At 67.8% G+C, this 23,147-nt stretch carries 26 protein-coding genes; 14 read left to right on the top strand and 12 right to left on the bottom strand.

The annotated features are described in order from the left end of the window. Window positions 1-81: 81 nt before the first annotated feature. Complete coding sequence (locus QM806_RS14085; RefSeq protein WP_005573594.1) at window positions 82-1,590, top strand: glutamate-cysteine ligase family protein; 1,509 nt, start codon at window positions 82-84, stop codon at window positions 1,588-1,590. Window positions 1,591-1,608: 18 nt separating this feature from the next. Here the strand turns inward: QM806_RS14085 and QM806_RS14090 are convergent, their stop codons facing one another. Together QM806_RS14090 and QM806_RS14095 are read right to left on the bottom strand one after the other, a co-directional pair. Beyond that, a complete protein-coding gene (locus QM806_RS14090) occupies window positions 1,609-2,790 on the bottom strand; it encodes a globin domain-containing protein (RefSeq protein ID WP_005254222.1) in 1,182 nt (393 codons plus the stop codon). Between the two features lies 1 nt (window position 2,791). Beyond that, window positions 2,792-3,268 carry an RrF2 family transcriptional regulator gene (locus QM806_RS14095; protein ID WP_283291815.1) on the bottom strand — a complete coding sequence of 159 codons (477 nt, stop codon included), beginning with the start codon at window positions 3,266-3,268 and terminating at the stop codon, window positions 2,792-2,794. A gap of 250 nt (window positions 3,269-3,518) precedes the next feature. Between QM806_RS14095 and QM806_RS14100 the strand changes: the two genes are divergently transcribed. The 4 genes from QM806_RS14100 to QM806_RS14115 all read left to right on the top strand — a co-directional run bounded on the left by QM806_RS14100 (window position 3,519) and on the right by QM806_RS14115 (window position 7,296). Continuing rightward, the gene (locus tag QM806_RS14100; RefSeq protein ID WP_005254220.1) at window positions 3,519-4,403 is read left to right on the top strand and encodes a universal stress protein; all 885 of its coding nucleotides are present in this window, start codon (window positions 3,519-3,521) and stop codon (window positions 4,401-4,403) included. Window positions 4,404-4,475: 72 nt separating this feature from the next. Further along, window positions 4,476-5,516: an LLM class F420-dependent oxidoreductase gene (locus QM806_RS14105; protein ID WP_005573597.1), complete on the top strand. Its 1,041-nt coding sequence runs from the start codon at window positions 4,476-4,478 to the stop codon at window positions 5,514-5,516. A gap of 49 nt (window positions 5,517-5,565) precedes the next feature. Next, complete coding sequence (locus tag QM806_RS14110) at window positions 5,566-6,456, top strand: universal stress protein (RefSeq protein ID WP_054245520.1); 891 nt, start codon at window positions 5,566-5,568, stop codon at window positions 6,454-6,456. Window positions 6,457-6,546: 90 nt separating this feature from the next. Beyond that, window positions 6,547-7,296, top strand: a complete 750-nt coding sequence (locus QM806_RS14115; protein WP_054245480.1) for an alpha/beta hydrolase — start codon at window positions 6,547-6,549, stop codon at window positions 7,294-7,296. Here QM806_RS14115 and QM806_RS14120 read toward each other — a convergent pair. Together QM806_RS14120 and QM806_RS14125 are read right to left on the bottom strand one after the other, a co-directional pair. Continuing rightward, window positions 7,293-8,243 (bottom strand): acyl-ACP desaturase, encoded by a 951-nt coding sequence (locus QM806_RS14120; protein WP_065492129.1) that lies wholly within the window; start codon window positions 8,241-8,243, stop codon window positions 7,293-7,295. The two genes, QM806_RS14115 and QM806_RS14120, sit on opposite strands and share 4 nt — an antisense overlap. Window positions 8,244-8,266: 23 nt before the next feature. Beyond that, window positions 8,267-9,130: a nitroreductase family protein gene (locus QM806_RS14125; RefSeq protein ID WP_283291818.1), complete on the bottom strand. Its 864-nt coding sequence runs from the start codon at window positions 9,128-9,130 to the stop codon at window positions 8,267-8,269. A 172-nt stretch (window positions 9,131-9,302) separates the two neighbouring features. Here QM806_RS14125 and QM806_RS14130 point away from each other — a divergent pair, with 172 nt between their 5' ends. Then, window positions 9,303-9,938, top strand: coding sequence for a response regulator transcription factor (locus tag QM806_RS14130; protein WP_005254213.1), 636 nt, complete (start codon window positions 9,303-9,305; stop codon window positions 9,936-9,938). Between the two features lie 8 nt (window positions 9,939-9,946). Here the strand turns inward: QM806_RS14130 and QM806_RS14135 are convergent, their stop codons facing one another. Continuing rightward, a complete protein-coding gene (locus QM806_RS14135; RefSeq protein WP_007296469.1) occupies window positions 9,947-11,593 on the bottom strand; it encodes a sensor histidine kinase in 1,647 nt (548 codons plus the stop codon). Window positions 11,594-11,710: 117 nt separating this feature from the next. Between QM806_RS14135 and QM806_RS14140 the strand changes: the two genes are divergently transcribed. Further along, window positions 11,711-12,334, top strand: a complete 624-nt coding sequence (locus QM806_RS14140) for a hypothetical protein (protein ID WP_005254211.1) — start codon at window positions 11,711-11,713, stop codon at window positions 12,332-12,334. 12 nt (window positions 12,335-12,346) lie between these two features. Here QM806_RS14140 and QM806_RS14145 read toward each other — a convergent pair whose 3' ends face one another. From QM806_RS14145 to QM806_RS14165, 5 genes are all read right to left on the bottom strand, one after another. Further along, window positions 12,347-13,072 carry a hypothetical protein gene (locus tag QM806_RS14145; RefSeq protein ID WP_182624571.1) on the bottom strand — a complete coding sequence of 242 codons (726 nt, stop codon included), beginning with the start codon at window positions 13,070-13,072 and terminating at the stop codon, window positions 12,347-12,349. 87 nt (window positions 13,073-13,159) lie between these two features. Then, window positions 13,160-13,486: a cupin domain-containing protein gene (locus QM806_RS14150; protein WP_005254209.1), complete on the bottom strand. Its 327-nt coding sequence runs from the start codon at window positions 13,484-13,486 to the stop codon at window positions 13,160-13,162. 75 nt (window positions 13,487-13,561) lie between these two features. Further along, window positions 13,562-13,903, bottom strand: a complete 342-nt coding sequence (locus QM806_RS14155; RefSeq protein ID WP_065492127.1) for a hypothetical protein — start codon at window positions 13,901-13,903, stop codon at window positions 13,562-13,564. Then, window positions 13,904-14,410: a dihydrofolate reductase gene (locus tag QM806_RS14160; RefSeq protein WP_005562395.1), complete on the bottom strand. Its 507-nt coding sequence runs from the start codon at window positions 14,408-14,410 to the stop codon at window positions 13,904-13,906. Then, window positions 14,410-15,210: a thymidylate synthase gene (locus tag QM806_RS14165; protein WP_005562396.1), complete on the bottom strand. Its 801-nt coding sequence runs from the start codon at window positions 15,208-15,210 to the stop codon at window positions 14,410-14,412. The genes QM806_RS14160 and QM806_RS14165 overlap by 1 nt, the downstream gene beginning before the upstream one ends. Before the next feature lie 85 nt (window positions 15,211-15,295). Between QM806_RS14165 and cobF the strand changes: the two genes are divergently transcribed. The 5 genes from cobF to QM806_RS14190 all read left to right on the top strand — a co-directional run bounded on the left by cobF (window position 15,296) and on the right by QM806_RS14190 (window position 19,547). After that, window positions 15,296-16,036, top strand: coding sequence for a precorrin-6A synthase (deacetylating) (gene cobF, locus QM806_RS14170; protein WP_269591291.1), 741 nt, complete (start codon window positions 15,296-15,298; stop codon window positions 16,034-16,036). A 55-nt stretch (window positions 16,037-16,091) separates the two neighbouring features. After that, entirely contained in the window at window positions 16,092-16,958 is an 867-nt protein-coding gene (locus tag QM806_RS14175; RefSeq protein ID WP_005562398.1) for an Fpg/Nei family DNA glycosylase, read from the top strand. A gap of 38 nt (window positions 16,959-16,996) precedes the next feature. Further along, complete coding sequence (gene purT, locus QM806_RS14180) at window positions 16,997-18,208, top strand: formate-dependent phosphoribosylglycinamide formyltransferase (RefSeq protein ID WP_043787706.1); 1,212 nt, start codon at window positions 16,997-16,999, stop codon at window positions 18,206-18,208. Then, entirely contained in the window at window positions 18,205-18,687 is a 483-nt protein-coding gene (locus QM806_RS14185; protein WP_005562402.1) for a DUF456 domain-containing protein, read from the top strand. The genes purT and QM806_RS14185 overlap by 4 nt, the downstream gene beginning before the upstream one ends. A 98-nt stretch (window positions 18,688-18,785) precedes the next feature. Next, window positions 18,786-19,547 (top strand): hypothetical protein, encoded by a 762-nt coding sequence (locus QM806_RS14190; RefSeq protein ID WP_005562404.1) that lies wholly within the window; start codon window positions 18,786-18,788, stop codon window positions 19,545-19,547. Between the two features lie 29 nt (window positions 19,548-19,576). Here the strand turns inward: QM806_RS14190 and QM806_RS14195 are convergent, their stop codons facing one another. Beyond that, on the bottom strand, window positions 19,577-20,332 hold the full coding sequence (locus tag QM806_RS14195; protein ID WP_005562405.1) for an amidohydrolase family protein: 756 nt from the start codon (window positions 20,330-20,332) through the stop codon (window positions 19,577-19,579). A 105-nt stretch (window positions 20,333-20,437) separates the two neighbouring features. On the opposite strand from QM806_RS14195, the gene QM806_RS14200 reads away from it, so the two are divergent. After that, a complete protein-coding gene (locus QM806_RS14200) occupies window positions 20,438-21,007 on the top strand; it encodes a TetR/AcrR family transcriptional regulator (RefSeq protein WP_005254199.1) in 570 nt (189 codons plus the stop codon). A 53-nt stretch (window positions 21,008-21,060) separates the two neighbouring features. Here the strand turns inward: QM806_RS14200 and QM806_RS14205 are convergent, their stop codons facing one another. Continuing rightward, on the bottom strand, window positions 21,061-22,452 hold the full coding sequence (locus tag QM806_RS14205; protein WP_005254198.1) for an FAD-dependent oxidoreductase: 1,392 nt from the start codon (window positions 22,450-22,452) through the stop codon (window positions 21,061-21,063). A gap of 213 nt (window positions 22,453-22,665) precedes the next feature. Between QM806_RS14205 and QM806_RS14210 the strand changes: the two genes are divergently transcribed. Beyond that, window positions 22,666-23,118, top strand: coding sequence for an Rv0361 family membrane protein (locus QM806_RS14210; protein WP_005562408.1), 453 nt, complete (start codon window positions 22,666-22,668; stop codon window positions 23,116-23,118). Window positions 23,119-23,147 lie beyond the last annotated feature (29 nt).

A 23,147-nucleotide genomic window follows, 5' to 3' on the forward strand; every position in this document is an offset into this window, starting at 1 on the left:
TAGCCCGCCATCCCGCATTCGCGCGGGATGAACGGATATGCTCCCCCGTGAGCGCAGTTCGACGCGCAGTTGGGGAGTGGTATGGGTCGCGAAGTGACGTCTCGGACATTCACCCGAGAAGACCGGCGCCTGTTCCGGCAGAAGGTGCTCATGTGCGTCGACGCGCTCGAGAGAATGCTGCGGGAGGGAGCGTTCGTCGACGAGGTCGACCCGCCCAGGCCCATGCTGGGTATGGAGATCGAGTTCAATCTCGTCCACGCCGACATGACGCCCGCGATGTCCAATCTCGCCGTCCTCGAGTCGATCGACGACGACGCCGTGTTCCAGACCGAACTCGGTCAGTTCAACGTCGAGATGAACGTCCGGCCGGGTCCCCTGATCGGTGAGGGGACGTTCGAGCTCGAACGCACCCTGCGCGCGTCGCTGCACGTCGCCGACGCGCGGATCCACGGGCACGACGCCCAGCTGGTGATGGTGGGCATGCTGCCGACGCTGCAGCTCGAGCACCTCGGCAGGGAGTGGATCACCGCGAATCCCCGCTACGAGCAGCTCAACGATCAGATCTTCGCCGCGCGGGGGGAGGACATCGAACTCGACCTCGAGGGTGTGCCGCTCGAGGGTCGGCTCGCCGAACAGCTGAAGGTGGACGCCAATTCGGTGCTCCCGGAAGCCGCATGCACGTCGCTGCAGCTGCACCTGCGCGTCGCGCCCGACGAATTCGCCGCACACTGGAACGCCGCGCAGTGCCTGGCCGGTGCCCAGGTGGCCCTCGCCGCGAACGCGCCGTTCATGGCGGGCAAGGCGCTGTGGCACGAATCCCGCATCCCGATCTTCGAGCAGGCCACCGACACGCGTCCACTGGAGCTCAAGAACCAGGGCGTGCGGCCCCGCGTGTGGTTCGGGGAGCGGTGGATCACGTCGGTCTTCGACCTGTTCGAGGAGAACTCCCGATACTTCCCGGCACTGCTGCCGGAGGTCTCCGACGTCGACCCGTCGGCCGAACTCGACGCGGGCCGGGTACCGGACCTGAGCGAACTGCAGATGCACAACGGCACCATCTACCGGTGGAACCGCCCGGTATACGACAGCGACGACGGCAAGCCGCACCTGCGGATCGAGAACCGGGTGCTGCCCGCGGGCCCGACTGTGCTCGACACGATGGCGAACGCCGCGTTCTACTACGGCGCGCTGCGCGGGCTCGTCGAATCGGATCGGCCCGTCTGGTCGCACATGTCGTTCAATGCGGCCGAGGAGAACCTGCACGCCGGCGCGAAGTACGGCATGGACGCCGAGTTGTACTGGCCCGGTGTCGGGTTCGCGGGCGCCGACGAGCTCGTCCTGCGGCGACTGCTGCCGATCGCCGACGAGGGGCTCGCCGCGTTCGGGCTGTCCGCCAAGGCCCGCGACCGCTACCTGAGCGTCATCGAGGGCCGGTGCGTCACCCGGCAGACGGGGGCGTCGTGGCAGCGTGCACAGGTGGTCCGGCACGAGAACGCCGGTCTGAGCCGGCCGGAAGCCCTGGCCGCCATGCTGCGTCAGTACGTGGAGAACATGCGTGAGGGCAGCCCCGTCCACACCTGGCCGGTGTGAACGGCGCCGCCGTGGCTCTCACACGGTGGCCGACCAGCTGTCCGGACCGAACACCTCGTAGTGGATGTTCTCGGCGGGCACGTCCTTCGCGAGGAGCGCCTCCCGCATTCCGAGCATGAACGGCAACGGACCGCACAGGTAGGCGCGAGTACCGGGCGCGATCGTGACCTCACCGAGGTCGGCCCGTCCCTCGCGCAGGCTGCCCTCGGGCCGGCGGGCGCCCAGGTCTTCGTACCAGCGGTGCATCACCGCGAACGGCAGGCGTTCCACCAGTTCGGTCAGCTCCGCGCGGTGCGCGTGACTGCTGGCGGACCGGTCGGCGTGGAGTACCGAGATCGGTCGGCTGTCCTCGGTGTCCGCGAGGTGGCTGAGCATCCCGATCATCGGCGTGCACCCGATGCCCGCGGACACGAGCAGCAGCGGAGCGTCGTCGTCCTGCAGGACGAGATCGCCGAACGGCGTCGACACCGCGAGGACGTCGTCTTCGAAGACGTTCTGGTAGAGGAAGTTCGACACCTCGCCCGCTCGTTTCACCGAGATCCTCCAGTCGCCGCGCGACGGGGCCGACGACAGGCTGTACTGGCGGATCTGTCGCGCGCCGTCCGGCAGGTGTACCGCCACGGACAGGTACTGCCCCGGAGCGAACGACGGAAGCGGCGAGCCGTCGAGGGAGGTGAGCACGAACGAGACCGTGTCGGCGGACTCGTGGCGGCGCTCGCGGACCCGCACGTCCCGCCACACGTCCCCGACCGTCACTCCCGCCGAGGCGTAGAGCCCGGCCTCCATCGCGATCAGGGTCTCCGCCATCAGCCAATACACCTCGTCCCAGGCCGCAGCGACCTCGGGAGTGACGGCGTCGCCGAGGACCTCGACGATGGCCGCGAACAGGTGTGTGTGCACGATCGCGTACTGCGCGGGCTCGATCCCCAGTGAGGCGTGCTTGTTCGCGATCCTCGACAGGATGAGGTCGACGCGCGCCTGATCGGGCTCGAGTTGGAGGGCCGCGAACGCGGCGATGGCCCCGGCCAGCGCTTTCTGCTGTTCGCCCTGCTTCTGATTTCCGCGGTTGAACAGGTCTCGTTCGAGTTCGGGGTGCGCGTCGAACAGCTTGCGGTAGAACAGCGTCGTGATGTCCGAGATCGCGGCGCCGACCACGGGCAGGGTGGCGCGGATGACGTCCGTCGAGGTGGGCGAGAGCATGTCATTCTCCGATCGTTCGAGAAATCTGGGAAGTTGTGGCGGCAGATACTCGCGGGAGGGCGAGCAGCACGGTTCCGGTGGGGGACCGGGTGAGGTCTTCGATCGTGAGGGCGTCCAGCGACTCGAAGAACGCATTCTGTGCGCGTCGCAGCGCCGACCGCAGCAGGCACCCCGATCGCAGCGGGCACGGTTGGGCGCCGTCGCAGTCGACGACCTCCGAATCGCCTTCGAGTCGGCGGGCGAGCCAGCCGACGGAGGCGGTGCGCCCGAGTTCGGTGATGGCCAGACCGCCCGCGCGTCCCCGGCGTGCGTCGACGATGCCGAGCTCACCCAGCCGGGTAATCACTTTGGCGGCGTGGGTGTACGAGACCGACAGTTCCTCGGCGATCGCCCGGCTCCCCGGTCGTTCGCCGTCCCCGGCGACGGCCAGTCGCATGACCACCCGCAGTCCGAGGTCGGTGAACTGTGTGAGTTTCATGACCCGAAGGTACTTTAATTCTCATCTCGGATACCAAATTTGTGACCGACGTCGCTCCCGACAGAATCTGAGCGGAAAATGCAGTGGCCCAGTCGGTTTCGCGCTGGACAGACCACTCCATCTTTTCATCATCGCCGAAGTCGGCCGTCACGGCTACGGGCGGAGAGCCCGAGATGGTGGGGACTTAAGTCCCTCGTCGAAAGGCGAAGGGCGGCAGACGCGAAGCGGAGGCCGGGGATAGTGTGAAGTCATGAGCACACGGGACCGCAACAGCGTCGTCGTCGGTGTCGACGGATCGGACACCTCGAAGTCCGCTGTTCGGGTGGCCGCCGAACTGGCCACCGAACGTGGACTGAACCTGAAGATCATCCACGCACTCGACTTCGCTCCGTACGGGTTCGGCGGTCCCTACATGGATTCGGGCGGCGTGTACGAGTGGGTCGAAGCGAGTGGCAAGGCGATTCTCGCCGAGGCGCAGGAGCAGGCGTTCGCGGTCAATCCCATCATCGACGTCCACACCGAACTGTCGATCGGCAGCAGTGCCCAGTGGCTCGTCGACCTGTCCGAGAACGCCCGGATCGTGGTGGTCGGCGCGTCCGGGTCCGGAGCGGCAGCCACCGCACTGCTCGGGAACACGGCGATCAACGTCACCAGTCACGCCCACTGCCCGGTCGTCGTGGTCCGCGGCGACGCCCACGCCGACGGACCCGTCGTGGTCGGCGTCGACGGCAGCCCCACCAGTGAGCGGGCGATCTCGGTGGCCTTCCAGGAGGCGTCGCTGCGGAACGCGCCGTTGGTGGCCGTCCACGTCTGGAGCGACCTCGGACCGGCAGCGTTCGAGGACCCGCGGGCCGCGGCGCTGGTGCCGCAGGGGCTCGAGGAGGACGAACACGCCGTTCTCGCCGAGAGCCTCGCCGGCTGGCAGGAGAAGTACCCCGATGTGCGGGTCACCCGGGAGGTGTACATCGACAATCCGCGGGCGCGATTGCTCGAGTGGTCGAAGAAGGCGCAACTGCTGGTGGTCGGCAGCCGGGGGCGCGGCGGTTTCAAGGGGATGCTGCTCGGATCGACCAGCAACAGCCTGGTCGGTGGGGCACATTGCCCGGTGGTCGTCGTGAGGCCTGCACGCCCCTGACGCCATTGCTCGCAGTAGTGTCTGAGTTGAAGCAGGAACAGGTTGCAGATAACGCCAGGATTGGGGAACGACGTGCGCATTGGTATGGGCTTGAACTACAGCGGCGGTTTCGCCGAGACGGTCGAGGAGGTGGCCGACCTGGAGAAAGCCGGACTCGACATCGCGTTCGTGCCCGAGGCCTACTCGTTCGACGCGGTGAGCCAGATCGGCTACCTCGCCGCCAAGACCACGACACTCGAACTCGCGTCCGGGATCTTCCAGATCTACACCCGCACGCCCAGCCTGACCGCCATGACGGCCGCCGGCCTCGACTTCGTGTCGGACGGACGCTTCGTGATGGGCCTCGGCGCCTCCGGACCGCAGGTGATCGAGGGCTTTCACGGCGTCAAGTACGACGCCCCGCTCGGGCGCACCCGCGAGGTCGTCGAGATCTGCCGCAAGGTGTGGCGCCGCGAGAAGGTCGAGTTCCAGGGTAAGTACTACCAGATTCCGCTGCCCGCCGAGAAGGGCACCGGGCTGGGCAAGCCGCTGAAGATCATCAACCACCCTGTGCGTGATCGCATCCCGATCGTCATCGCCTCACTCGGGCCGAAGAACGTGGAGCTGACCGCCGAGATCGCCGAGGGCTGGGAACCCATCTTCTACCACCCGGAGAAGGCGGCGAGCGTGTGGGGCGAGCCCCTGGCCAAGGGCAAGGCGAAGCGCGACCCCAGCCTCGGTGAGCTGCAGGTCTTCGCGTCGCCCGCCCTCGCCATCGGCGACGACGTCGAGCACATGCTCGACTGGGTCCGCCCCGGGCTCGCGCTGTACATCGGCGGCATGGGCGCGAAGGGCAAGAATTTCTACAACGACCTCGCGGTCCGGTACGGCTACGAGAAGGAAGCCGAGACCATCCAGGACCTCTACCTGTCGGGCAAGAAGGACGAGGCCGCCGCCGCGGTGCCGGACGATCTGGTGCGGGCCGTGTCGCTGATCGGTCCGGAGAGCTACGTCGCGGAGCGGGTGGCCGCCTTCGCCGAGTCCGGGGTCACCACGCTCACCGTCACCCCGCTCGCCGCGGATCGTGCGGGACGCGTCGCGTTGGTCGAGAAGCTCCGCAAGATCTGCGGGTAGCCCCGCGAACCCCAGCAGTGCCCAGCCGGAAGAATCAGGAAAGGTGACCATGACCGGAATCAAGCCGATCGTCGTGGGTGTGGACGGATCCGAGGCGGCCTCGGCCGCCGTGGCGTGGGCTGCTCGCGCCGCCGCCGCACTGTCGCTCCCGCTGCACATCGTGACAGTGGTGCACATTCCTGCCTTCTACTACACCGAGCCGTACCTGGCCGAGAGCTTCAAGGAAGAACTCGAGGACACGGCGAAGGCCCGGCTCGGCAGCGCGCGGGTGCACGCCAAGCAGACGGTGGACGAGCCGCTCGACATCACCACCGAACAGCACGAGGGCAAGGTGAGCCAGACACTCATCGAGCTCTCCGCGAACGCGCACATGGTGGTGCTCGGTTCGCGCGGGCACGGTGAGTTCACCGGTCTGCTGGTCGGTTCCACCACCTCCGCGGTCGCGGCGCACGGTCATTGCCCGCTGGTGGTCGTGCGGGGGCGGACCATGGACGGGCAGCCACCGACCGAGGGGCCGATCGTGGTCGGCATCGACGGCTCGGAAAGCAGCAAGGCGGCGGTGGAAGTGGCATTCGAGCAGGCCGCCGCCCGCGGAGCGAGCCTGGTCGCGGTCAACGTGTGGAGCGATGTCAGTGTGCAGCCGTCACTCGGCGCCAGCCCGGAGGACGCGCTGTGGAGCAGCATCCAGACGGGCGAAGAAGTGGTGCTGTCGGAGCGCCTGGCCGGGTACCAGGAGCGGTACCCCGATGTGACGGTCGAACGCGTCGTCGCGCGGGACCGCCCGGTGCGGGTGCTCAGCGAGTTCGCCGAGAAGGCGCAGCTGATCGTCGTGGGCAGCCGCGGCCGGGGTGGCTTCACGGGAATGCTGCTGGGCTCCACCAGCAATGCGTTGCTCCACACCGCGGATTGCCCGGTGATGATCGTCAGGCCGGAAAGCTAGCACCCCCGATCGCGACGATGGTGCGGTAGCCTTCGCTCGACTTCGCAGAGGAGGCTCGAGTGAAGGCAACCCTCATACTCCGGGGACTGGTTGCCGGCTCAGTGGTTTCCCCGCTCGCTTCCCGTCGTCCTCTTCTCGCCGGGCTTCCATGCGCCGCGGACGCTGTACACGATCGCCGCCGAGGATCTCGCGAGCCGCGGCTACGTGGTGATCAGCATGGACCACACGGGTGAGGCCCTCGCGACGGTGTTCCCGAACGGCCGCGTCGTCACGTCACAGATCACCGACCCGTACGCCGCCGACACCCAGAAGAAGGCGCTCGACACCCGGGTGGAGGATGCGAGTTTCGTCGTCGACACCGTCGAATCCCTCTCCCGCGGTGACGACCCCGACGGGATCGGCGGGCTGTTGCCGGACGGTCTCCCCGAGGCCGTCGATCCCGACCGGATCGGGATGTTCGGTCATTCGAACGGCGGAGCCACCACCACGCAGGTCCTCCTCGACGAACCGCGGGTGGACGCCGGGGTCGATTTCGACGGAGCGCTCCTGTACGCGAACACGGCGAGCCCGATCGTCTCCCAGGATCCCGGCACTCCACTGCTCAGCGTGCTCAACTCGCGTCACGCGGAGAGCCCGAAGGCCGGGACAGGTTCTGGGGGCGACGACTACTCGAATCCGCCTGCCAGCCGGTTTCAGCCTCGGCACGGCTCCCCGCCAGGAGGTGGTCGACACCACCAACGACCTCGTGGCAGGGATGTTCGACCCTTCCTGAAGGGGGCTCCGGCACCCGAACTCGACGACGCCGCGTCGCGGTTCCCACTGGTCTTCGAGGTGCGTTAGCGGGCCGCGACGCGCCCGCCGCGCCGGGCTTCGCGGGCGAGCGCGCGATCCCGCGACTCCTCGAACCGGGCGGCCTTGGCTTCCAGGCTCTGCAGGAACACCGCCAGTTCCTCGCGGCAGCGTTCACCGTCCGGTCCGAAATCGTTACGCTCGAACATGTTCCACTTCCGGAGCACCGGTAGGACGACGTCGTCGAGATGCTGGCGCAGGTCGTAGATGCCGCCCTTCGCGATCAGGACCGCGTTGCGGCGGAAATTGTGCATGCCCGCACCGGGCATCTGGAAGTTGGTCACCACCTTGTGGATCGCGGCAATGGCCTGGTCGGGTGCGACGTCCAGGGCGGCACCGACGATGTTGCGGTAGAACATCATGTGCAAGTTCTCGTCGGCCGCCACCCGGGCGAGCATCCGGTCCGCGATCGGATCACCGCACGCCTTACCCGTGTTCCGGTGCGACACCCGGGTGGCCAGTTCCTGGAACGTCACGTACGACACCGAATCCAGCATGGACCCGCCACCGGGATCGAAGCCCTGTGTCATGTGGTCCATTCGAGCCTGCTCAAGCGCTACCGGGTCGACCCCTCGCGTCACGACCAGATAGTCCCGCATCACGATGGAGTGCTTGTTCTCCTCCGCGGTCCACCGGCCCACCCACGTGCCCCAGGCGCCGTCGAGTGAGAAGTGCTGGGCGATCTCGCGGTGGTAGGACGGCAGGTTGTCCTCGGTCAGCAGATTGGTGATCATCGCCGCCCGCGCGGTGTCGCTGAGCTGGGACTGCTCCGGATCCCAGTCCTCCCCGCCCAGCGCCGCGAAGTTGCGGCCGTCGTCCCACGGAACGTAGTCGTGGGGATGCCAGTCCTTCGCCATGGCCAGGTGGCGGTTGACGTTGTCCTCGGCGACGTCCTCGAGTTCGTGCAGCAGTTCGCGGTCCGTGAGTACGCGGCTCACAAGGGCACTCCGTTTCTGGTCTGTCAGTATCCGATTCGCAGGATCAGCTGTGGATGGCCCGGCACGTCGAGTCGATGTGCGAGGCGACGCGCCGAATCGTCGACGCGCAGCGGGTGGGAGAGGATGGAGGCGCCCAGCCGGGCGTCGACTGCGGTCAGCCACGCTCGTTCGACCGCGATTCCGGTGCGGACCAGGTCGATCGACTCCTGCGTGTCCGAGACGAACACGAGGACGGTCTCGCCCTCGATCGCCGCGGCGAGGCGTGCCGAATCGGGGACGCCGCGGGTGACGACGGTGCGGATCGTGTCGACCGACTCGTGACCGCCCTGCGGCAGCCAGTGCGACGTCCACGGGAAGAGGTCGCGCTGGTGACCGGGATCCTGCCGAACCCGGTCAGCGGAATAGAGGAGCACGTCGGCGAGCGCGAGCGCCTCGTCCGCGGCGAGCAGCCGGGCGCGGACGCCCTCCGTCGCCGCCGCGCGGATGATGTCGTCAATGGTTGCTGCGGGAACCGGTATGTCGGCGAACGCTTCTCGATGACTCCGGCGGCGAGCCATGGCGGAGAACAGCCTCAGCTCGGTACTCGACGGCGAGGCCGTGCCCACGGCCCGAACGGACGCGACGAGGTCGGGCCTGCGCGGATCGGGCAGCAGGTCGGTCTCGATCTTCCTGCCGAGCGCCCGCAACGCGAGCTCCACGTTCGCGACGCCCGCGCCGCACGAGATCACGCGGTCGGCGCGCGGCGTGTCCGTGAAGCCGCGACGCTCGCTGATCTCCGCGCAGCTGCCGTCGAGCCGCAGATCCCACGGCTGGGTGTCGTGGATCGACGGGGCCGAGACGATGGCGCGGGAGACCACCTCGATGTCACTGAGCGACCAGCTGTTCATCGCGACCTCCACTTGTGGTGTCCGGGTGTTCCCCCGCAACCTCAGCTTTCCGCGCACCACGGCGCCTGCGCTTGGGTCGAAGGTCCCCAATGCGTGGGGGAGAGGTCCCGGAGGGGTGGGCTCCGGTCGCCGGCGCGGTACGGTTCGAGGAGAAGACGGTGGAGGTGCAGACATGACCACGCGGGTGTTCCTGGTCGACGACCACGAGATCGTGCGACGAGGCCTGGTCGACCTACTCGGCAGCGTGCCCGACCTCGAGGTGGTCGGGGAGGCCGCGTCCGTCGGCGAGGCGATGGCGCGCATCCCGGGTTGCGGCGCCGACGTCGCCGTGCTCGACGTCCGGTTGCCCGACGGCAACGGTGTCGAACTGTGCCGGGACCTTCGCGCGGCCCTGCCCGAACTGCGGTGCCTGATGCTCACGTCGTACTCGGACGACGAGGCGCTGTTCGACGCCATCATGGCCGGAGCGTCAGGATTCGTCCTCAAACAGATCCTCGGCACCGACCTGGTCGCCGCCGTGCGAACGGTGGGGGAGGGCGGTTCGCTGCTCGACAGCAGGGCGACGTCGGCGCTGATGAACCGGATCAGGTCCGCGCGGCGGGAAGACCCCCTGGCGGAACTGTCCGAGCAGGAACGCGCCGTGTTCGAGTTGATCGGCGAGGGGCTCACCAACCGGGAGATCGCCGAGCGGCTCTTCCTCGCCGAGAAGACGATCAAGAACTACGTGTCGCGGCTGTTGTCCAAACTCGGGATGCAACGACGCACGCAGGCGGCCGTGCTGGCCACCGAACTACGCAACCAGCGCTGAATTCTTCATCACGTCAACGGAACACGCCAGGTGACGACGGTTCCGCCGCCCTCGGCGTCGACGGTGCAGGCGCCGCCGCAGTGCTCGGCGCGCCGATCGAGGTTGTCCAGTCCGCTGCGCCGGGCGCCGTCGGCGATCCCGATGCCGTCGTCTGCGACCGTAACGGTGAGGTCGTCCCCGGCGGCCACCGAGATGTCGATGGTGGTGGCCCGCGCGTGCCGCAGCGCATTACTCAGGGCTTCCCGCAGCACCGCCTCCGCGTGCTGGTGGATGCGGCTGGGCACGAGAGTGTCGATGGCGCCGGAGAACTGTACGTTCGGCGCGATCGGTGACTGGGAGGTGAGGTCGCCGATCACGTCGAGGAGGCGACGGCGCAGACTCGTCGCGGATGCGATGCCGGTGGCCTGCAGATCGAAGATGGTGGTGCGGATCTCGCGCACCGTGCGATCGAGTTGTTCGACCGCGGTGGCCACGATGGAGCGCACGCCGTCCGGGACGTCTCCGACCGCGTGCGTGCTCTGCAGGCTCATGCCGGTGGCGAACAATCGCTGAATGACGTTGTCGTGCAGGTCACGCGCGATCCGGTCACGGTCGGCGAGCACCGACAGCAGCCGTTGTTTGCTCTGCTGATCGGAGAATTCCACTGCGACGGCAGCCAGGTCGGCCACCGATTCGAGCCGGGCGACCTCGTCCGGATCCCACGCAGTGTTGCCGCGCGCCGTGACCACCAGGACCCCGCCGACCCCCGACGCCGTCGACAACGGCAGCACCGCGGCCCGGCCCGCCTCGGCGGAGAACGGTGCCAGACCGTCGAGCCCCGTCAGCAGTGCGGGAGTGCGGGAACGCAGCACTTCGGCGAACGGCTCGGCCTGGGTGGCGATGCGGAAGCTGTCGCGCAGCGGCCGCACCGTGCTGTCCGCCCCGACCACTGCGCCCTCGCCGAGCGTGACGACGATGTAGACCTCGTCGCCGCTGGACAGTTCGCGTACCTCGGCGGCGAGTGTGTGGAGTGTTTCGTCGAGTGATCCGCCGACCATCAGCCGGGACGTGATCGCCGCGACGGCCGTCAACCACCGCTCCCGCGTCCGCGATTCCTCGAACAGCCGCGAATTCTCGACCGCCACTCCTGCCGAGGTCGCGAGCGCGCGCAGGATCACCTCGTCCTCGTCGGTGAACTCGGGACCGCTCAGTTTCTCGGTGAGATAGATGCTTCCGAAAACCTTGCCCCGCATCATGATCGGCATACCCAGAAAGCTCTTCATCGGTGGATGATTGGGCGGGAAGCCGATCGACCCAGGGTGATCGGCCAGGTTGGCGAGTCGCACCGGGCGGGGGTCGTGGATCAGCAGTCCCAGCAGCCCACGGCCTTCGGGCAGGTGACCCATGTGCGCACGCTCTTCCGGCGTGATGCCCTCGTAGACGAACTCCGACAGGCCCCCGTCGGGGGCGTGGACACCGAGCGCGCCGTACCGGGCGTCGAGCAGGGAGGTGGCCGACGTGACGATGCGCTGCAGGGTGGAATCCAGCTCGAGGCCCGAACCGACCACGAGGACCGCCTCGAACAGGCGCTGCAGACTTCGGCGGGTGGGGACCACGGCGGCGAGCCCCTCCCGGAACTCACTGATCCTCGCCTCGTGCCCACCGTCCGGTCCCATGTCTGCAGCATAGGTCCGGAGGCGGCGTAACGCCGCGAACCGCGGCGTCGATAAGGGCGCGAGTGTTTACTCATTCGAACTAATGCTTGCCCATTGACGTGACGAGGGAGAAGAAGAATGAATCGACGGCACTTCGGACGACGGGTCGCGGCAGGTCTGACCGCTGCAGTGGCAGCGACGATGATGTTCACCGGCGTCGTGTCGGCGCAGCCCGCAGATTCCGCTCCCGTCGTCGACCCGGCCACCGCGATCGCGAAGCTGCGCACCGTCGCCGCCGGTAACCCCGAGGCCGAGGCCGCCATCGAGCGACTCGCCGCGTCGCCGACCGACACCGCGGCGACGAACATCGCCCTTCCGGGCCAGATCTTCCAGATCCCCGCGTACTCCGACACCGGGCAGGGCGGTCCGGTCCTCGGACAGCTGTACGGAGCGGGCGTGGCGACCAACATGAGCAACCAGTTCCGCTTCGGATTCTTCGGCGGACCGGGCGTCATCGCGAACGACCAGACCGGCGCCGAACTCGACGTCGTCTACTACAGCTTCGCCACCGGTGCCAGCGGCATCGTGAAGCTGGACCAGAACAACGTCGCGGTTCCCACAGTCGTCTCCTCGCCGCCGGTGGCCGGGCTCGGCAGCGGTCTGGTCGTGGCGGCCGTGTACGGCTCGCTGAACCACCAGGTGGGACCGAACGTCGTCAAGAGCACGATCTGGTGGCCCACGCTGGGCACTGTGCTCGCCTGACCGTTCGAGAACTCAGGTGGCAGGTTCGGCCCCCGGCCGGGCCTGCCACCACTCTCTCCAGCGCTCGTCGAGTTCGGCCCACTCCTCGTCGTCCAGGTCGTAGGCCGCCAGCAGGATCTGCGCACCGCCGTGGGGACGTGCCGCGTTGACGGGCTGCTCGCCGAACTGCAACAGTCCCGGGCCGAGGTCGTCGACACTCACCGCGGTCTGGTGTTCGCCCACGAAACACACCACCCCGTGCAGCAGATCGCCCGTCTCGGCGACCACGGTGAAATGATCGCCGACCGTCATGCCCTCGAGCTTGTCGAGGCCGAGCAGGTGCCGCGCCGAATCACCCTCCGCGACCGGGCCTTCGAGGAACAGCGTGCGACGCTCGTCGAGTCCGTGCCGCTCGATGCCGAATTTGAGGAACTGCAGGAACGTGGTCCAGCCCTCGGTGACGTCGTCGTACCAGTCGTCCGCGGCGGGGTCGCCGCTGCGGGGCGGGCGGGTGATCCGCACCAGTGTGGTGCCCTCGTGCTCGTGGAGGCTGAACTTGTCGGCGCCGTTCAGGGCGAGGGTGAAGGCGGCGGCGTCCTCGGTCACGTCGTCGAAATAGATTTCCCTGATCTCGTCGGCCAGGCCGGCGTAGTCCCAGCCGTGCCAGCGTCGGATCAACTCCGGGTCGCGCAGGGCCTGCCACACCACCGAGGGCGCCGCGGCGACGGCCACCTCGATCACCGGCTGGGATTCGGTCATGCGTTCTCCTGCGTCTCCACTGCTGTGCGTGCCGGTACCGACGATACCGGCGAGCGGTGGTGGCCCGCGGTGTCCGCGAACCGGCCGTCACATGGCGACGGTGAGCAGGAACGCGACGTCCTCGATCGCCTCGACGCTGTGCCGATCGGTCGGAAGGACCAGCAGATCGCCGGTGGAACCCTTCCACGAGTCCTCGCCGGACACGAGGTTCAGTTTGCCGCTGAGAATGAACAGGGTGGCCTCGCCCGGGCTCTCGTGCTCGGCCATCTTCTGACCCGCGGCCAAGGCGATGACGGTCTGTCGGAGGCTGCGCCGATGTCCGCCGTACACGGTCTGCGAACTGCGGCCGCTGGACGTCCCGCCTGCCAACTTCAGTTGCTGACGGGCAAGGGCGGTCAGTGACTTCTTGTCCATGAGGTGAGTATGAACCACTGCGCGCACCGTCACCCGTCGAATGGGGTAACGGTGCGGCGGCAAAGGGGGCGTCGGTCAGCGCCGGGTGAGGGCCCAGCCCTGGGCCGCGGCGAACGCGCCGACCACCACGGCCTGCAGCAGCACCCAGACGACGCCGACGGTAGTGAGGTGCTGCGACTGCGTGAGCACCAGGGCCACGCTCGCGCCCACCCAGACGACGTTCGCGAGGACGACGGCGTCCACCGCGGCCGGCGCGGGACGGTCCGGCACGCTCACCGCCCACACCCCGGCGGTGAAGACGAGCAGAAAGACGCCGATGGCACGAAGGAAGCCGGCTGTCGGGCCGAGGACGTCGTCGAGCACGGTGGCGGCGGCGAGGTAGGCGACGCCGTTGGCGCCGAAGCCGAATGCTCTCAATTACCTCGCAGGTAATGCCCGGGTGTAGGTGATCCACCGGTACCGGGTGCCGTTCTTCGCCGACGTGAGCCACTCACCGGTGTCCTGCGCGTGCCAGGAGTCGTCGATCGGGGGTGCCCAGGCGTCGCCGCCGATCGTGACGTCGATCTCGGAGACCAGTAGCTGCGTGGCGAACGGCATTGCCGCCGTGTAGATCTGCGCGCCGCCGATGACGCAGACGTCCTCGTCGGTGAGCGCGAGTGCGGAGTCGAGCCCGTCGGCGGACTCGGCACCCTCCGCGGTCCAGTCGGGCTGACGGCTGATCACGATGTTGCGCCGCCCGGGCAGGGGCCGGAACCTCGGGGGCAGCGAGTCCCACGTCCTGCGGCCCATGATCACCGGGTGCCCCTGCGTCACCTTCTTGAAGTACGCCATGTCCTCGGGGACGTGCCACGGGATCGTGTTGTCGCGACCGATGACGCCGCCGACGCCCTGTGCCCAGACCAGCTTGACCTGCCGCGCCGCCACTAGACGGCCACCGGCGCCTTGATGGCGGGGTGGTGCCGGTAGTCGACGATCTCCACGTCCTCGAAGGTGTAGTCGAAGATCGAATCCCGCTTGTGCAGTTTCAGCGTGGGATACGGCAACGGCTCCCGGCTCAACTGCTCGGTGACCTGGTCGACGTGATTGTCGTAGATGTGGCAGTCGCCGCCCGTCCAGATGAAGTCGCCCGCTTCGAGCCCGGCCTGCTGCGCCACCATGTGGGTGAGGAGCGCGTAACTCGCGATGTTGAACGGCACGCCCAGGAACAGGTCGGCGCTGCGCTGGTACAGCTGGCACGACAGCTTGCCGTCCGCGACGTAGAACTGGAAGAACGCGTGGCACGGCGCCAGCGCCATCTGCGGGATGTCGCCGACGTTCCACGCCGACACGATGATGCGACGCGAGTCGGGGTTCGACTTCAGCGTCTCGATGGTCTGGGTGATCTGGTCGATGTGCTCGCCCGACGGGGTCGGCCAGCTGCGCCACTGCACGCCGTACACCGGGCCCAGTTCACCGTCCGCGTCCGCCCACTCGTCCCAGATCGTGACGCCGTTGTCCTGGAGCCACTTCACGTTGGAATCGCCGCGCAGGAACCACAACAGTTCGTAGACGATCGACTTGAGGTGCACCTTCTTCGTGGTGATCAGCGGAAACCCGTCCGCGAGGTTCCAGCGCATCTGATGACCGAAGACGCTCTTCGTGCCGGTCCCGGTGCGGTCTGCCTTCGGGGTGCCCGTGTCCATGACGAGTCGGAGCAGGTCTTCGTACGGGGTCGGCACAGTCACGGCGTCCAGTTTAGGCGCTTCGCGCCCGTGCGCCTTTTCGGTAGCTGGAACAACCGGAAAGGCGCACGAGCGATAGCCTGCGCCCATGCGTGAACTCTTCGTGATCGGCATCGGCGCCGGCGACCCCGACCAGGTGACGGTCCAGGCGATCAAGGCGATGAACAAGGCCGATGTGTTCTTCGTCATCGGCAAGGGCGACGAGAAGCAGGACCTCGTCGATCTCCGAACCGCGATCCTCGAGGAGCACGTCACCGGCCCGTACCGTGTCGTGGACATCGTCGATCCGCCCCGCGATCGCACGCCGTCCGACTACGAGGGCGTGGTCGACGACTGGCACGAGCGCCGGGCGGCACTGTTCGAGGCCGAGTTCGCGTCCGAGCCGGGGGTCGGCGCGATCCTCGTGTGGGGTGACCCTTCTCTCTACGACAGCACGCTGCGGATCGTCGAGCGGGTGCTCGACCGCGGCAACGTGTCGTTCGACTACTCGGTGATCCCCGGCGTCACCAGTGTGCAGTCGCTGGCCGCGCAGCACCGGATCGTGCTCAACCGGATCGGCGAACCCGTGCACATCACGACCGGCAGGCGGCTGGCCGAGGGTCTGCCCGACGGTGTCGACAACGCCGTGGTCATGCTCGACGCCCACTGCACGTTCACCCAGGTCCCCGGCGACGACGTCCAGATCTGGTGGGGTGCCTACCTCGGCACACCCGACGAGGTGCTGATCTCCGGTCGCCTGCGCGACGTCGAGGACGAGATCCAGCGGGTGCGCGCCGAATTGCGCGAACGCAAGGGCTGGATCATGGACACCTATCTCCTCCGCAGGTGAGTGAGAAAGCGCGGAGGAGCACACTTCGGCGCTCACCTACCGTTAGCCTGGGACCATGCCCGAGCTGCCCGAGGTGGAGGCGTTAGCCGAGTTCCTGCGTGAACACGCCGTGGGAGCGGTCGTCGGCCGAGTGGACGTGGCGGCCCTGAGCGTGCTGAAGACGTTCGACCCCCCGATCACCGACCTGCAGGGCCGCGACGTGACGGGCGCGGCCCGGTTCGGCAAGCACCTCGCACTCGACTGCTCCGGGTTGTGGCTCGTCACCCACCTCTCGCGTGGGGGCTGGCTGCGCTGGACCGACAACCCGTCGGCGGCGCCGCCGAAACCGGGGAAGGGCCCGCTGGCGCTGCGGGTGCATTTCTTCACCCCGGAGGGCGCGACGCCGGCGTTCGACCTGACCGAGGCGGGCACCAAGAAGCGGCTCGCGGTGTGGGTGGTGCACGACCCTCAGGAGGTGGAGGGGGTTGCCCGGCTCGGACCCGACGCCCTCGCCGTCACCGAACCGGAGTTCGCGGCGCTGCTGTCCACCACGTCGGCGCGCATCAAGAATGCGCTCGTCGACCAGTCGCTGCTCGCCGGGGTCGGCAACGCGTACTCCGACGAAATCCTGCACACCGCAAAAATTTCCCCGTTCGCCACGTCCCGCACCCTGCCGGAGGACCAGGTGCACGTGCTGTACGACGCGATGCGGTCGGTGCTCAGCGACGCCGTCCAGAGGTCGCTCGGCCAGGACGCGGCGCGGCTGAAGGGGGAGAAGCGATCCGGGATGCGAGTGCACGCCCGGACCGGCCTCCCCTGTCCCGTCTGCGGCGACACCGTCCGGGAAGTGTCGTTCGCGGAGAAGTCTTTTCAGTACTGCGCGACGTGTCAGACCGGAGGCAAGGTGCTCGCCGACCGCCGGATGTCGCGGCTGCTGAAGTAGGCGTCGGCGCGAAACCGTGCCCGCATATAGTTGTGACCATGCGTGAACAGGCACCCGTACGGTTCGGTACACCTCTGACGGCAGGCGCGACGCGCGTGATGCTGCTCGGGTCGGGTGAGCTGGGCAAGGAAGTGATCATCGCCCTGCAGCGGCTGGGGGTCGAGGTGATCGCCGTCGACCGCTACGACAACGCGCCGGGCCACCAGGTGGCGCACCGCGCGCACACGATCGACATGAGCGACCCGGAGGCGCTGTTGCGTCTCGTCGAGGAGGAACGACCCCACTTCGTGGTCCCCGAGATCGAGGCGATCGCCACCGACGCCCTGGCCACGGTCGAGGAGCGCGGCACCGCGGTGGTCATCCCCACCGCACGGGCGACGCAGCTGACCATGAACCGCGAGGGGATCCGGCGCCTCGCGGCGGAGGAGCTGGGGCTGCCGACGTCGCCCTACGAGTTCGCCGAATCGCTCGAGGAGGTCCGGGCGGCCACCGAACGCATCGGCTTTCCCTGCGTGATCAAGCCGGTGATGTCGTCGTCCGGCAAGGGGCAGTCCACGGTGCGCGACGCCGGCGACGTCGAGACGGCCTGGGAGTACGCGCTCGCGGGCGGCCGCATCAATCACGGCCGCGTCATCGTGGAAGGGTTCGTCGACTTCGACTACGAGATCACCCAGCTCACCGTCCGGGCGATCGATGCCGACGGCGAGGTGGGCACCTTCTTCTGCGAGCCCATCGGGCACCTGCAGGACTCGGGCGATTACGTGGAGTCGTGGCAGCCGCAACCGATGAGCGACGCGGCACTCGCCCGGTCGCGGGAGGTGGCCGAGAAGGTGACCACGGCGCTGGGCGGCCGCGGGATCTTCGGTGTGGAACTGTTCGTGAAGGGTGACGACGTCTACTTCTCGGAGGTCAGTCCGCGACCGCACGACACGGGGTTGGTCACCCTTCGGACACAACGACTCTCGGAGTTCGAACTGCATGCCCGCGCAATCCTCGGCCTGCCCGTCGACACCACCCTCACGACACCCGGTGCGTCCGCGGTGATCTACGGCGGCATCGACGCCGCCGGTATCGGCTTCGAGGGCGTCGCCGACGCGATGGCGGTCCCCGAGACGGACCTGCGACTGTTCGGGAAGCCCGAGAGTTTCGTGCGCAGGCGAATGGGCGTCGCCGTGTCCACGGGACCGGACGTCGAGACCGCGCGCAGCCGTGCGCGGGAGGCGGCGTCCCGCGTCGAGCCCGTCGCGTGAATCCGGGCGCGGAACTCCTCGTCGGCCTGGCCGTCATCATCGGGCTCGTCGGAATCGTCATCCCGATCCTGCCCGGCACGATCCTCATCTTCGCCGCAATCCTGGTGTGGGCCATCATGACCGGCGGCGCGACGGCGTGGACGGTGTTCGCGGTCGCAACGGTGTTCCTCGTGATCAGCGGCGTCGTCAAATACACCTGGCCCGGTAAACGGATGCGCACGGCCGGGGTTCCCAATATGTCGCTGATCGTCGGCGGACTGGCCGGGATCGTGGGGTTCTTCGTCGTTCCCGTAGTGGGGTTGTTCCTCGGCTTCATCGCGGGAACGTATGTGGCCGAGCTCTACCGGTTGCGTTCGCACAACCGGGCGTGGGCGTCGACGTGGCACGCCTGCAAGGCCGTCGGACTGTCGATGCTGATCGAACTGCTCGGCGCCCTGATCGCCTCGGGTGTGTGGCTGGCTGCGGTCGTCGCGACGTAGGTCGTTCGAAATCGTCGCCGAGGGGTATCCAGAAGCGTCCTCCACCTGCGATGATGAAATGCGGATGTTGATCTTCCCGGCTAGCGGAGGAATACGCCGTGAACAAGAAGACGACCTGGATCCTGGCGCCCCTCGCTGCCGTGGCCCTCTCCCTGAGCGGCTGCGGCGACGACTCGTCCGACTCGGCGGCGCCGAGCACGACCAGCGCAGCCGCTTCGAGCAGCGGCGAAGCGGCGCCCGCGTCGAACATGATGGAGAAGGTTCCGTCACCGTTCGTGATGACCCCACAGATGGAGCCGACCTACGTCGGTTCGGTCGACGGATCCGACGCGTACGTCGCGCTGGCCAGGTCCGGCGACGAGATGATCGCCTTCCTGTGCGACGGAGACCAGATGTGGAAATGGATGACCGGCACCATGGACGGCGACAAGGCGTCGCTGTCTTCGCCGGACGGAGCGACACTCACCGCGTCGATGAGTGACGGCACCGTGACGGGGCAGGTCAGCGCGCCGGGCATGCCAGACAAGGCGTTCGTGGCCCACCCGGCCGCTGCCGACGAGGGCATGTTCCGCGCAACCACCAACCACGACGGCGCCGATTACACACTCGGCTGGATCATGACCGCCGACGGCGTCCGGGGGCTCGAACGGCAGGCCAACGGATCGAGCACCGGTGCCATCGCCGTCGACCGGAACGACGACGACATGGACGATCGGCAGCGTGAGCGGCGACAGGAACGCCGGGAACAGCTGGACTGCGAGGAGATGAACAACTACAACATGTGGCTGGTGGCGCAGCCGCAGACGCCGCCGGTGGCCGAGATGGTGTCGATGAACAGCGCGCAGATGGAAGGCTGTTGACAAGGGTCCTGCGTGAAGGGTCCTGCGTGCTAACAGGGTCCTTCGGGTGTGTCGCAGCGGTACCAGGCGCGTGCGTTGCCGCCCATGACGGCGTCGAAGTCGTCACCCACCGCGTCCGCGACGATGTCGATGTCGCTGTCCTGGAACACTCTTCGGGAACGGCTGCCCGGTAGGTCGGTGCCGAACATCAGTGCCTCGGGGTTGACGGCGTGGATCTTGCGCAGCACGTCGCCGACGTTCTCGATGGTGGTTCGCCCGAACCCGGTGGCCTTCACCCGGACTCCGCGGTCGACGAGATCGAGTAGGTACGGCAGGCCCCGTGTCGACATCCCCAGGTGGTCGATGCACACGGCGGGGAGCTTGGCGAACACCGGCTCGAGCGACAGCAGCAGCGTGGCGTCCACGTAGAACTCGGCGTGCCAGCCGGCCAGCTCGTACGCGCGGAGGGCCTGCTTGGTGAGGAGTTTCACGTCGGTCGCGCTGCGCCGGAGGTTGAATCGGACGGCCCGGACCCCGGCGCGGTCGAGTTCGAGGATGCTCTCGTCGGTGGCGTCGGGCTCCATCTGGGTGACGCCCACCCAGCTGGGGCCGAGTTCCTCGAGCGCCGCCTTCAGGTAGTTCTGATCGGTCCCCTGGTACGAGGCCGTGACGACGGCGCCGCCGTCCACACCGAAGCCTGCCGTGCGCGCCCGGTAGTCGGCGATGGTGAACGGCTCCGGGAGGTAGCCGTGGTTCTCGACCACCGGGAACCGGGGGTCGATGATGTGAACGTGGGCGTCAAACACGACTTATATCCTGCCTTGTGCGGGGACACGCTTCGTGGCGGAGCCGTCCGCGAGCGCTGGTACAAGTGTCCTACACATACGTCTCAGGCTCATTAGGGTGAGGTCATGGGAAATCGCGAAGACCTGATCGACGGCGCCACGCGCAGCCTGTACGAAAAGGGATACTCGCGGACGACCGCCCGGGACATCGCGTCGGCCTCCGGGGTGAGCCTCGCAGCGATCGGCTATCACTTCGGCACCAAGGAGGCGCTGCTCCACGCCGCGCTGTACCGGGAGATGGAGCGCTGGGGGGACGACCTCGCGACGGCCGCCGGGAAGAAGATCGAACCCGGCATGAGTCCTACGGAACGGTTCGAAGCCATCTGGGCCGGTGTCATCGAGTCGTTCACCGCCCATCGTCGGTTGTGGATGCTGCAGTTCGAACTGCTCGGGCACCTGGACTCCCTGCCGGAATTGAGAAAGAACCTGGTGGCGTCGACCGCCGATGCCCGCGAAGGGCTGGTCGAACTGTTCGGTGACGCGGGCATCGAGCCGGGCCGGGCACACACACTGGGCGCTCTCTACCAGGCGCTGCTGCTCGGCGTCGCGGAGCAGTGGCTGGTGGATCCCGACCACGCGATGTCCGCCGAGGAACTGCTCACGGCGTTGCGGGCGCTGTCGTCACACCTGGCCTGAGACGACGGAAGGGAACCTCCCGCAGGAGGTTCCCTTCACACCGATTCGGAAGATCAGGCCTTGTCGGGCTCGCTGGCCTTGAGCATGTCCTCGCGCTCGACGACCTTGATCCGCTCACGGCCCTCGGGCTCGCCCAGGCTGCGCTCATGCGCATCGAGGCGGTACCAGCCCTGCCAGGTGGTGTACGGGACCTGCTTGCCCTCGAGGAACTCGATGATCGCGTCCTCGCCCGGGTTGGCGGGCTCGGCGAAACCGGCCCGGTCCTCGAGGAGGTTCGCGACGGTCTCGTTCGCGTCGCCCTTGGTGTGGCCGATCAGCCCGACGGGGCCGCGCTTGATCCAGCCGGTGACGTAGGTGGCGGGCATGAACCGGTCGTTGCCCTCGGCGGAGTCGTCGGCGATGACGCGTCCGGCCTCGTTCGGGACGGTGCCTGCCTGCTCGTCGAACGGGAGCTTCGCGATGTTCTGGGACAGGTAGCCCACCGCGCGGTACACGGCCTGCACGTCCCAGTCGTTGAACTTGCCGGTGCCCTTGACGTTGCCGGTGCCGTCGAGCTGAGTGCGCTCGGTGCGCAGACCGACGACCTTGCCGTCCTCGCCGAGCACCTCGGTGGGCGATTCGAAGAAGTGCAGGAACAGCTTGTGCGGACGGTTGCCCACGTCGCGGATGGCCCAGTCCTGCAGGGTGTTGGCGACCATGTCGACCTGCTTGGAATTGCGGCGCGCCTGCTCGGAGCCCTCGTCGTAGTCGATGTCCTCGGGATCGACGATGACCTCGATCGTCGGCGAGTGGTCGAGTTCACGCAGCTCGAGGGGGGTGAACTTGGCCTGCGCGGGCCCGCGGCGACCGAACACGTGGACCTCGACGGCCTTGTTGGCCTTGAGTCCCTCGTAGACGTTGGCGGGGATCTCCGTCGGCAGCAGTTCGTCGCCGGTCTTGGCGAGGACGCGGGCGATGTCGAGGGCGACGTTGCCGACACCGAGGACGGCGACCTTCTCGGCCTCGAGGGGCCAGGTGCGCGGGACGTCGGGGTGGCCGTCGTACCAGGAGACGAAGTCGGCGGCGCCGTAGCTGCCGTCGAGTTCGATGCCCGGGATGTTGAGGGCGCGGTCGGCGTTGGCGCCGGTGGAGAAGATCACCGCGTCGTAGAAGTTGTGCAGGTCTTCGAGGGTGATGTCGCTGCCGTAGTCGATGTTGCCCAGCAGGCGCACCGACGGCTTGTCGAGCACCTTGTGCAGGGCGGTGATGATGCCCTTGATGCGCGGGTGGTCGGGTGCGACGCCGTACCGGATCAGACCGAAGGGGGCAGGCATCCGCTCGAAGAGATCGATGCTGATCCCGCCGTCAGACGCGGCATCGGATTTCATGAGAGCGTCGGCTGCGTAGATACCGGCGGGGCCGGCACCCACGATCGCAACGCGCAACGGACGTGTCTGATCAGTCATCTGGAGCGAACTACCTTCTGATGGGCGGACAACGAAACCTCAGCTTAAATTAAGCCCAGCCTAATCGGGTGGCCGAGGTGCGGCGACAGGGCAGAGCCCATTCTCGGCACGCACGCCTGTAGAGGGTAGTCGCCTTCGCGTTGGGGGGTCACAAACACGATTTGTAGGGGCTGCTCTATACACTCGTGGCCACGCCGAGATCGAAGGGAAGTCATGTCCGGTTCGAGCGAATCGCCCCAGCGCGACGCGGGAGGCACCGAAGATCCGGTGGATCCCCGGCGCACCACGGCGGTGCCGTTCATCGCCGCCGTCACCGTGATTGTCGTCATCCTCGTGGCCATCGTCGTGTCCAGCAGGCTCTCGCCCGCCGACGAGAACGTCACGGAAGCGGACCGCATCAACCGTTCGGTCGCCGACTTCATCCAGGCCCACAACCACGACGACGCCGATCTGCAGAAGACGCTGGTCTGCTCGTCGTGGTCCGACGACCGGTCGGTGCTCCGGGACCGGGAAGGCGAGGTCACGCTGCAGGGCGTCGAGTCGTCCGAGGTCAACGGGGATCGTGCCCGGGCGGAGGTCCGGGTCAGCGCCGACGACGGCAAGGGCGAGACGACGGATACCTGGCAATTGACGCGGGACGGCGAGACATGGGTCGTCTGCAACTGACCGTTGCCCGGAAGGGCATACCGAACAGG

Origin of the sequence: Rhodococcus sp. IEGM 1351 (assembly GCF_030056875.1) — a bacterium.
Taxonomy (GTDB): domain Bacteria; phylum Actinomycetota; class Actinomycetes; order Mycobacteriales; family Mycobacteriaceae; genus Rhodococcus_F; species Rhodococcus_F opacus.

What these genes read in the sequence shown, in the direction of transcription:
- QM806_RS14085 (WP_005573594.1), top strand. Translation starts at nt 82, where the DNA reads ATGGGTCGCGAAGTGACGTCTCGGACATTCACCCGAGAAGACCGGCGC.
- QM806_RS14090 (WP_005254222.1), bottom strand. Translation starts at nt 2,790, where the DNA reads ATGCTCTCGCCCACCTCGACGGACGTCATCCGCGCCACCCTGCCCGTG.
- QM806_RS14095 (WP_283291815.1), bottom strand. Translation starts at nt 3,268, where the DNA reads ATGAAACTCACACAGTTCACCGACCTCGGACTGCGGGTGGTCATGCGA.
- QM806_RS14100 (WP_005254220.1), top strand. Translation starts at nt 3,519, where the DNA reads ATGAGCACACGGGACCGCAACAGCGTCGTCGTCGGTGTCGACGGATCG.
- QM806_RS14110 (WP_054245520.1), top strand. Translation starts at nt 5,566, where the DNA reads ATGACCGGAATCAAGCCGATCGTCGTGGGTGTGGACGGATCCGAGGCG.
- QM806_RS14125 (WP_283291818.1), bottom strand. Translation starts at nt 9,130, where the DNA reads ATGAACAGCTGGTCGCTCAGTGACATCGAGGTGGTCTCCCGCGCCATC.
- QM806_RS14130 (WP_005254213.1), top strand. Translation starts at nt 9,303, where the DNA reads ATGACCACGCGGGTGTTCCTGGTCGACGACCACGAGATCGTGCGACGA.
- QM806_RS14135 (WP_007296469.1), bottom strand. Translation starts at nt 11,593, where the DNA reads ATGGGACCGGACGGTGGGCACGAGGCGAGGATCAGTGAGTTCCGGGAG.
- QM806_RS14140 (WP_005254211.1), top strand. Translation starts at nt 11,711, where the DNA reads ATGAATCGACGGCACTTCGGACGACGGGTCGCGGCAGGTCTGACCGCT.
- QM806_RS14145 (WP_182624571.1), bottom strand. Translation starts at nt 13,072, where the DNA reads ATGACCGAATCCCAGCCGGTGATCGAGGTGGCCGTCGCCGCGGCGCCC.
- QM806_RS14150 (WP_005254209.1), bottom strand. Translation starts at nt 13,486, where the DNA reads ATGGACAAGAAGTCACTGACCGCCCTTGCCCGTCAGCAACTGAAGTTG.
- cobF (WP_269591291.1), top strand. Translation starts at nt 15,296, where the DNA reads ATGCGTGAACTCTTCGTGATCGGCATCGGCGCCGGCGACCCCGACCAG.
- QM806_RS14175 (WP_005562398.1), top strand. Translation starts at nt 16,092, where the DNA reads ATGCCCGAGCTGCCCGAGGTGGAGGCGTTAGCCGAGTTCCTGCGTGAA.
- purT (WP_043787706.1), top strand. Translation starts at nt 16,997, where the DNA reads ATGCGTGAACAGGCACCCGTACGGTTCGGTACACCTCTGACGGCAGGC.
- QM806_RS14200 (WP_005254199.1), top strand. Translation starts at nt 20,438, where the DNA reads ATGGGAAATCGCGAAGACCTGATCGACGGCGCCACGCGCAGCCTGTAC.
- QM806_RS14205 (WP_005254198.1), bottom strand. Translation starts at nt 22,452, where the DNA reads ATGACTGATCAGACACGTCCGTTGCGCGTTGCGATCGTGGGTGCCGGC.
- QM806_RS14210 (WP_005562408.1), top strand. Translation starts at nt 22,666, where the DNA reads ATGTCCGGTTCGAGCGAATCGCCCCAGCGCGACGCGGGAGGCACCGAA.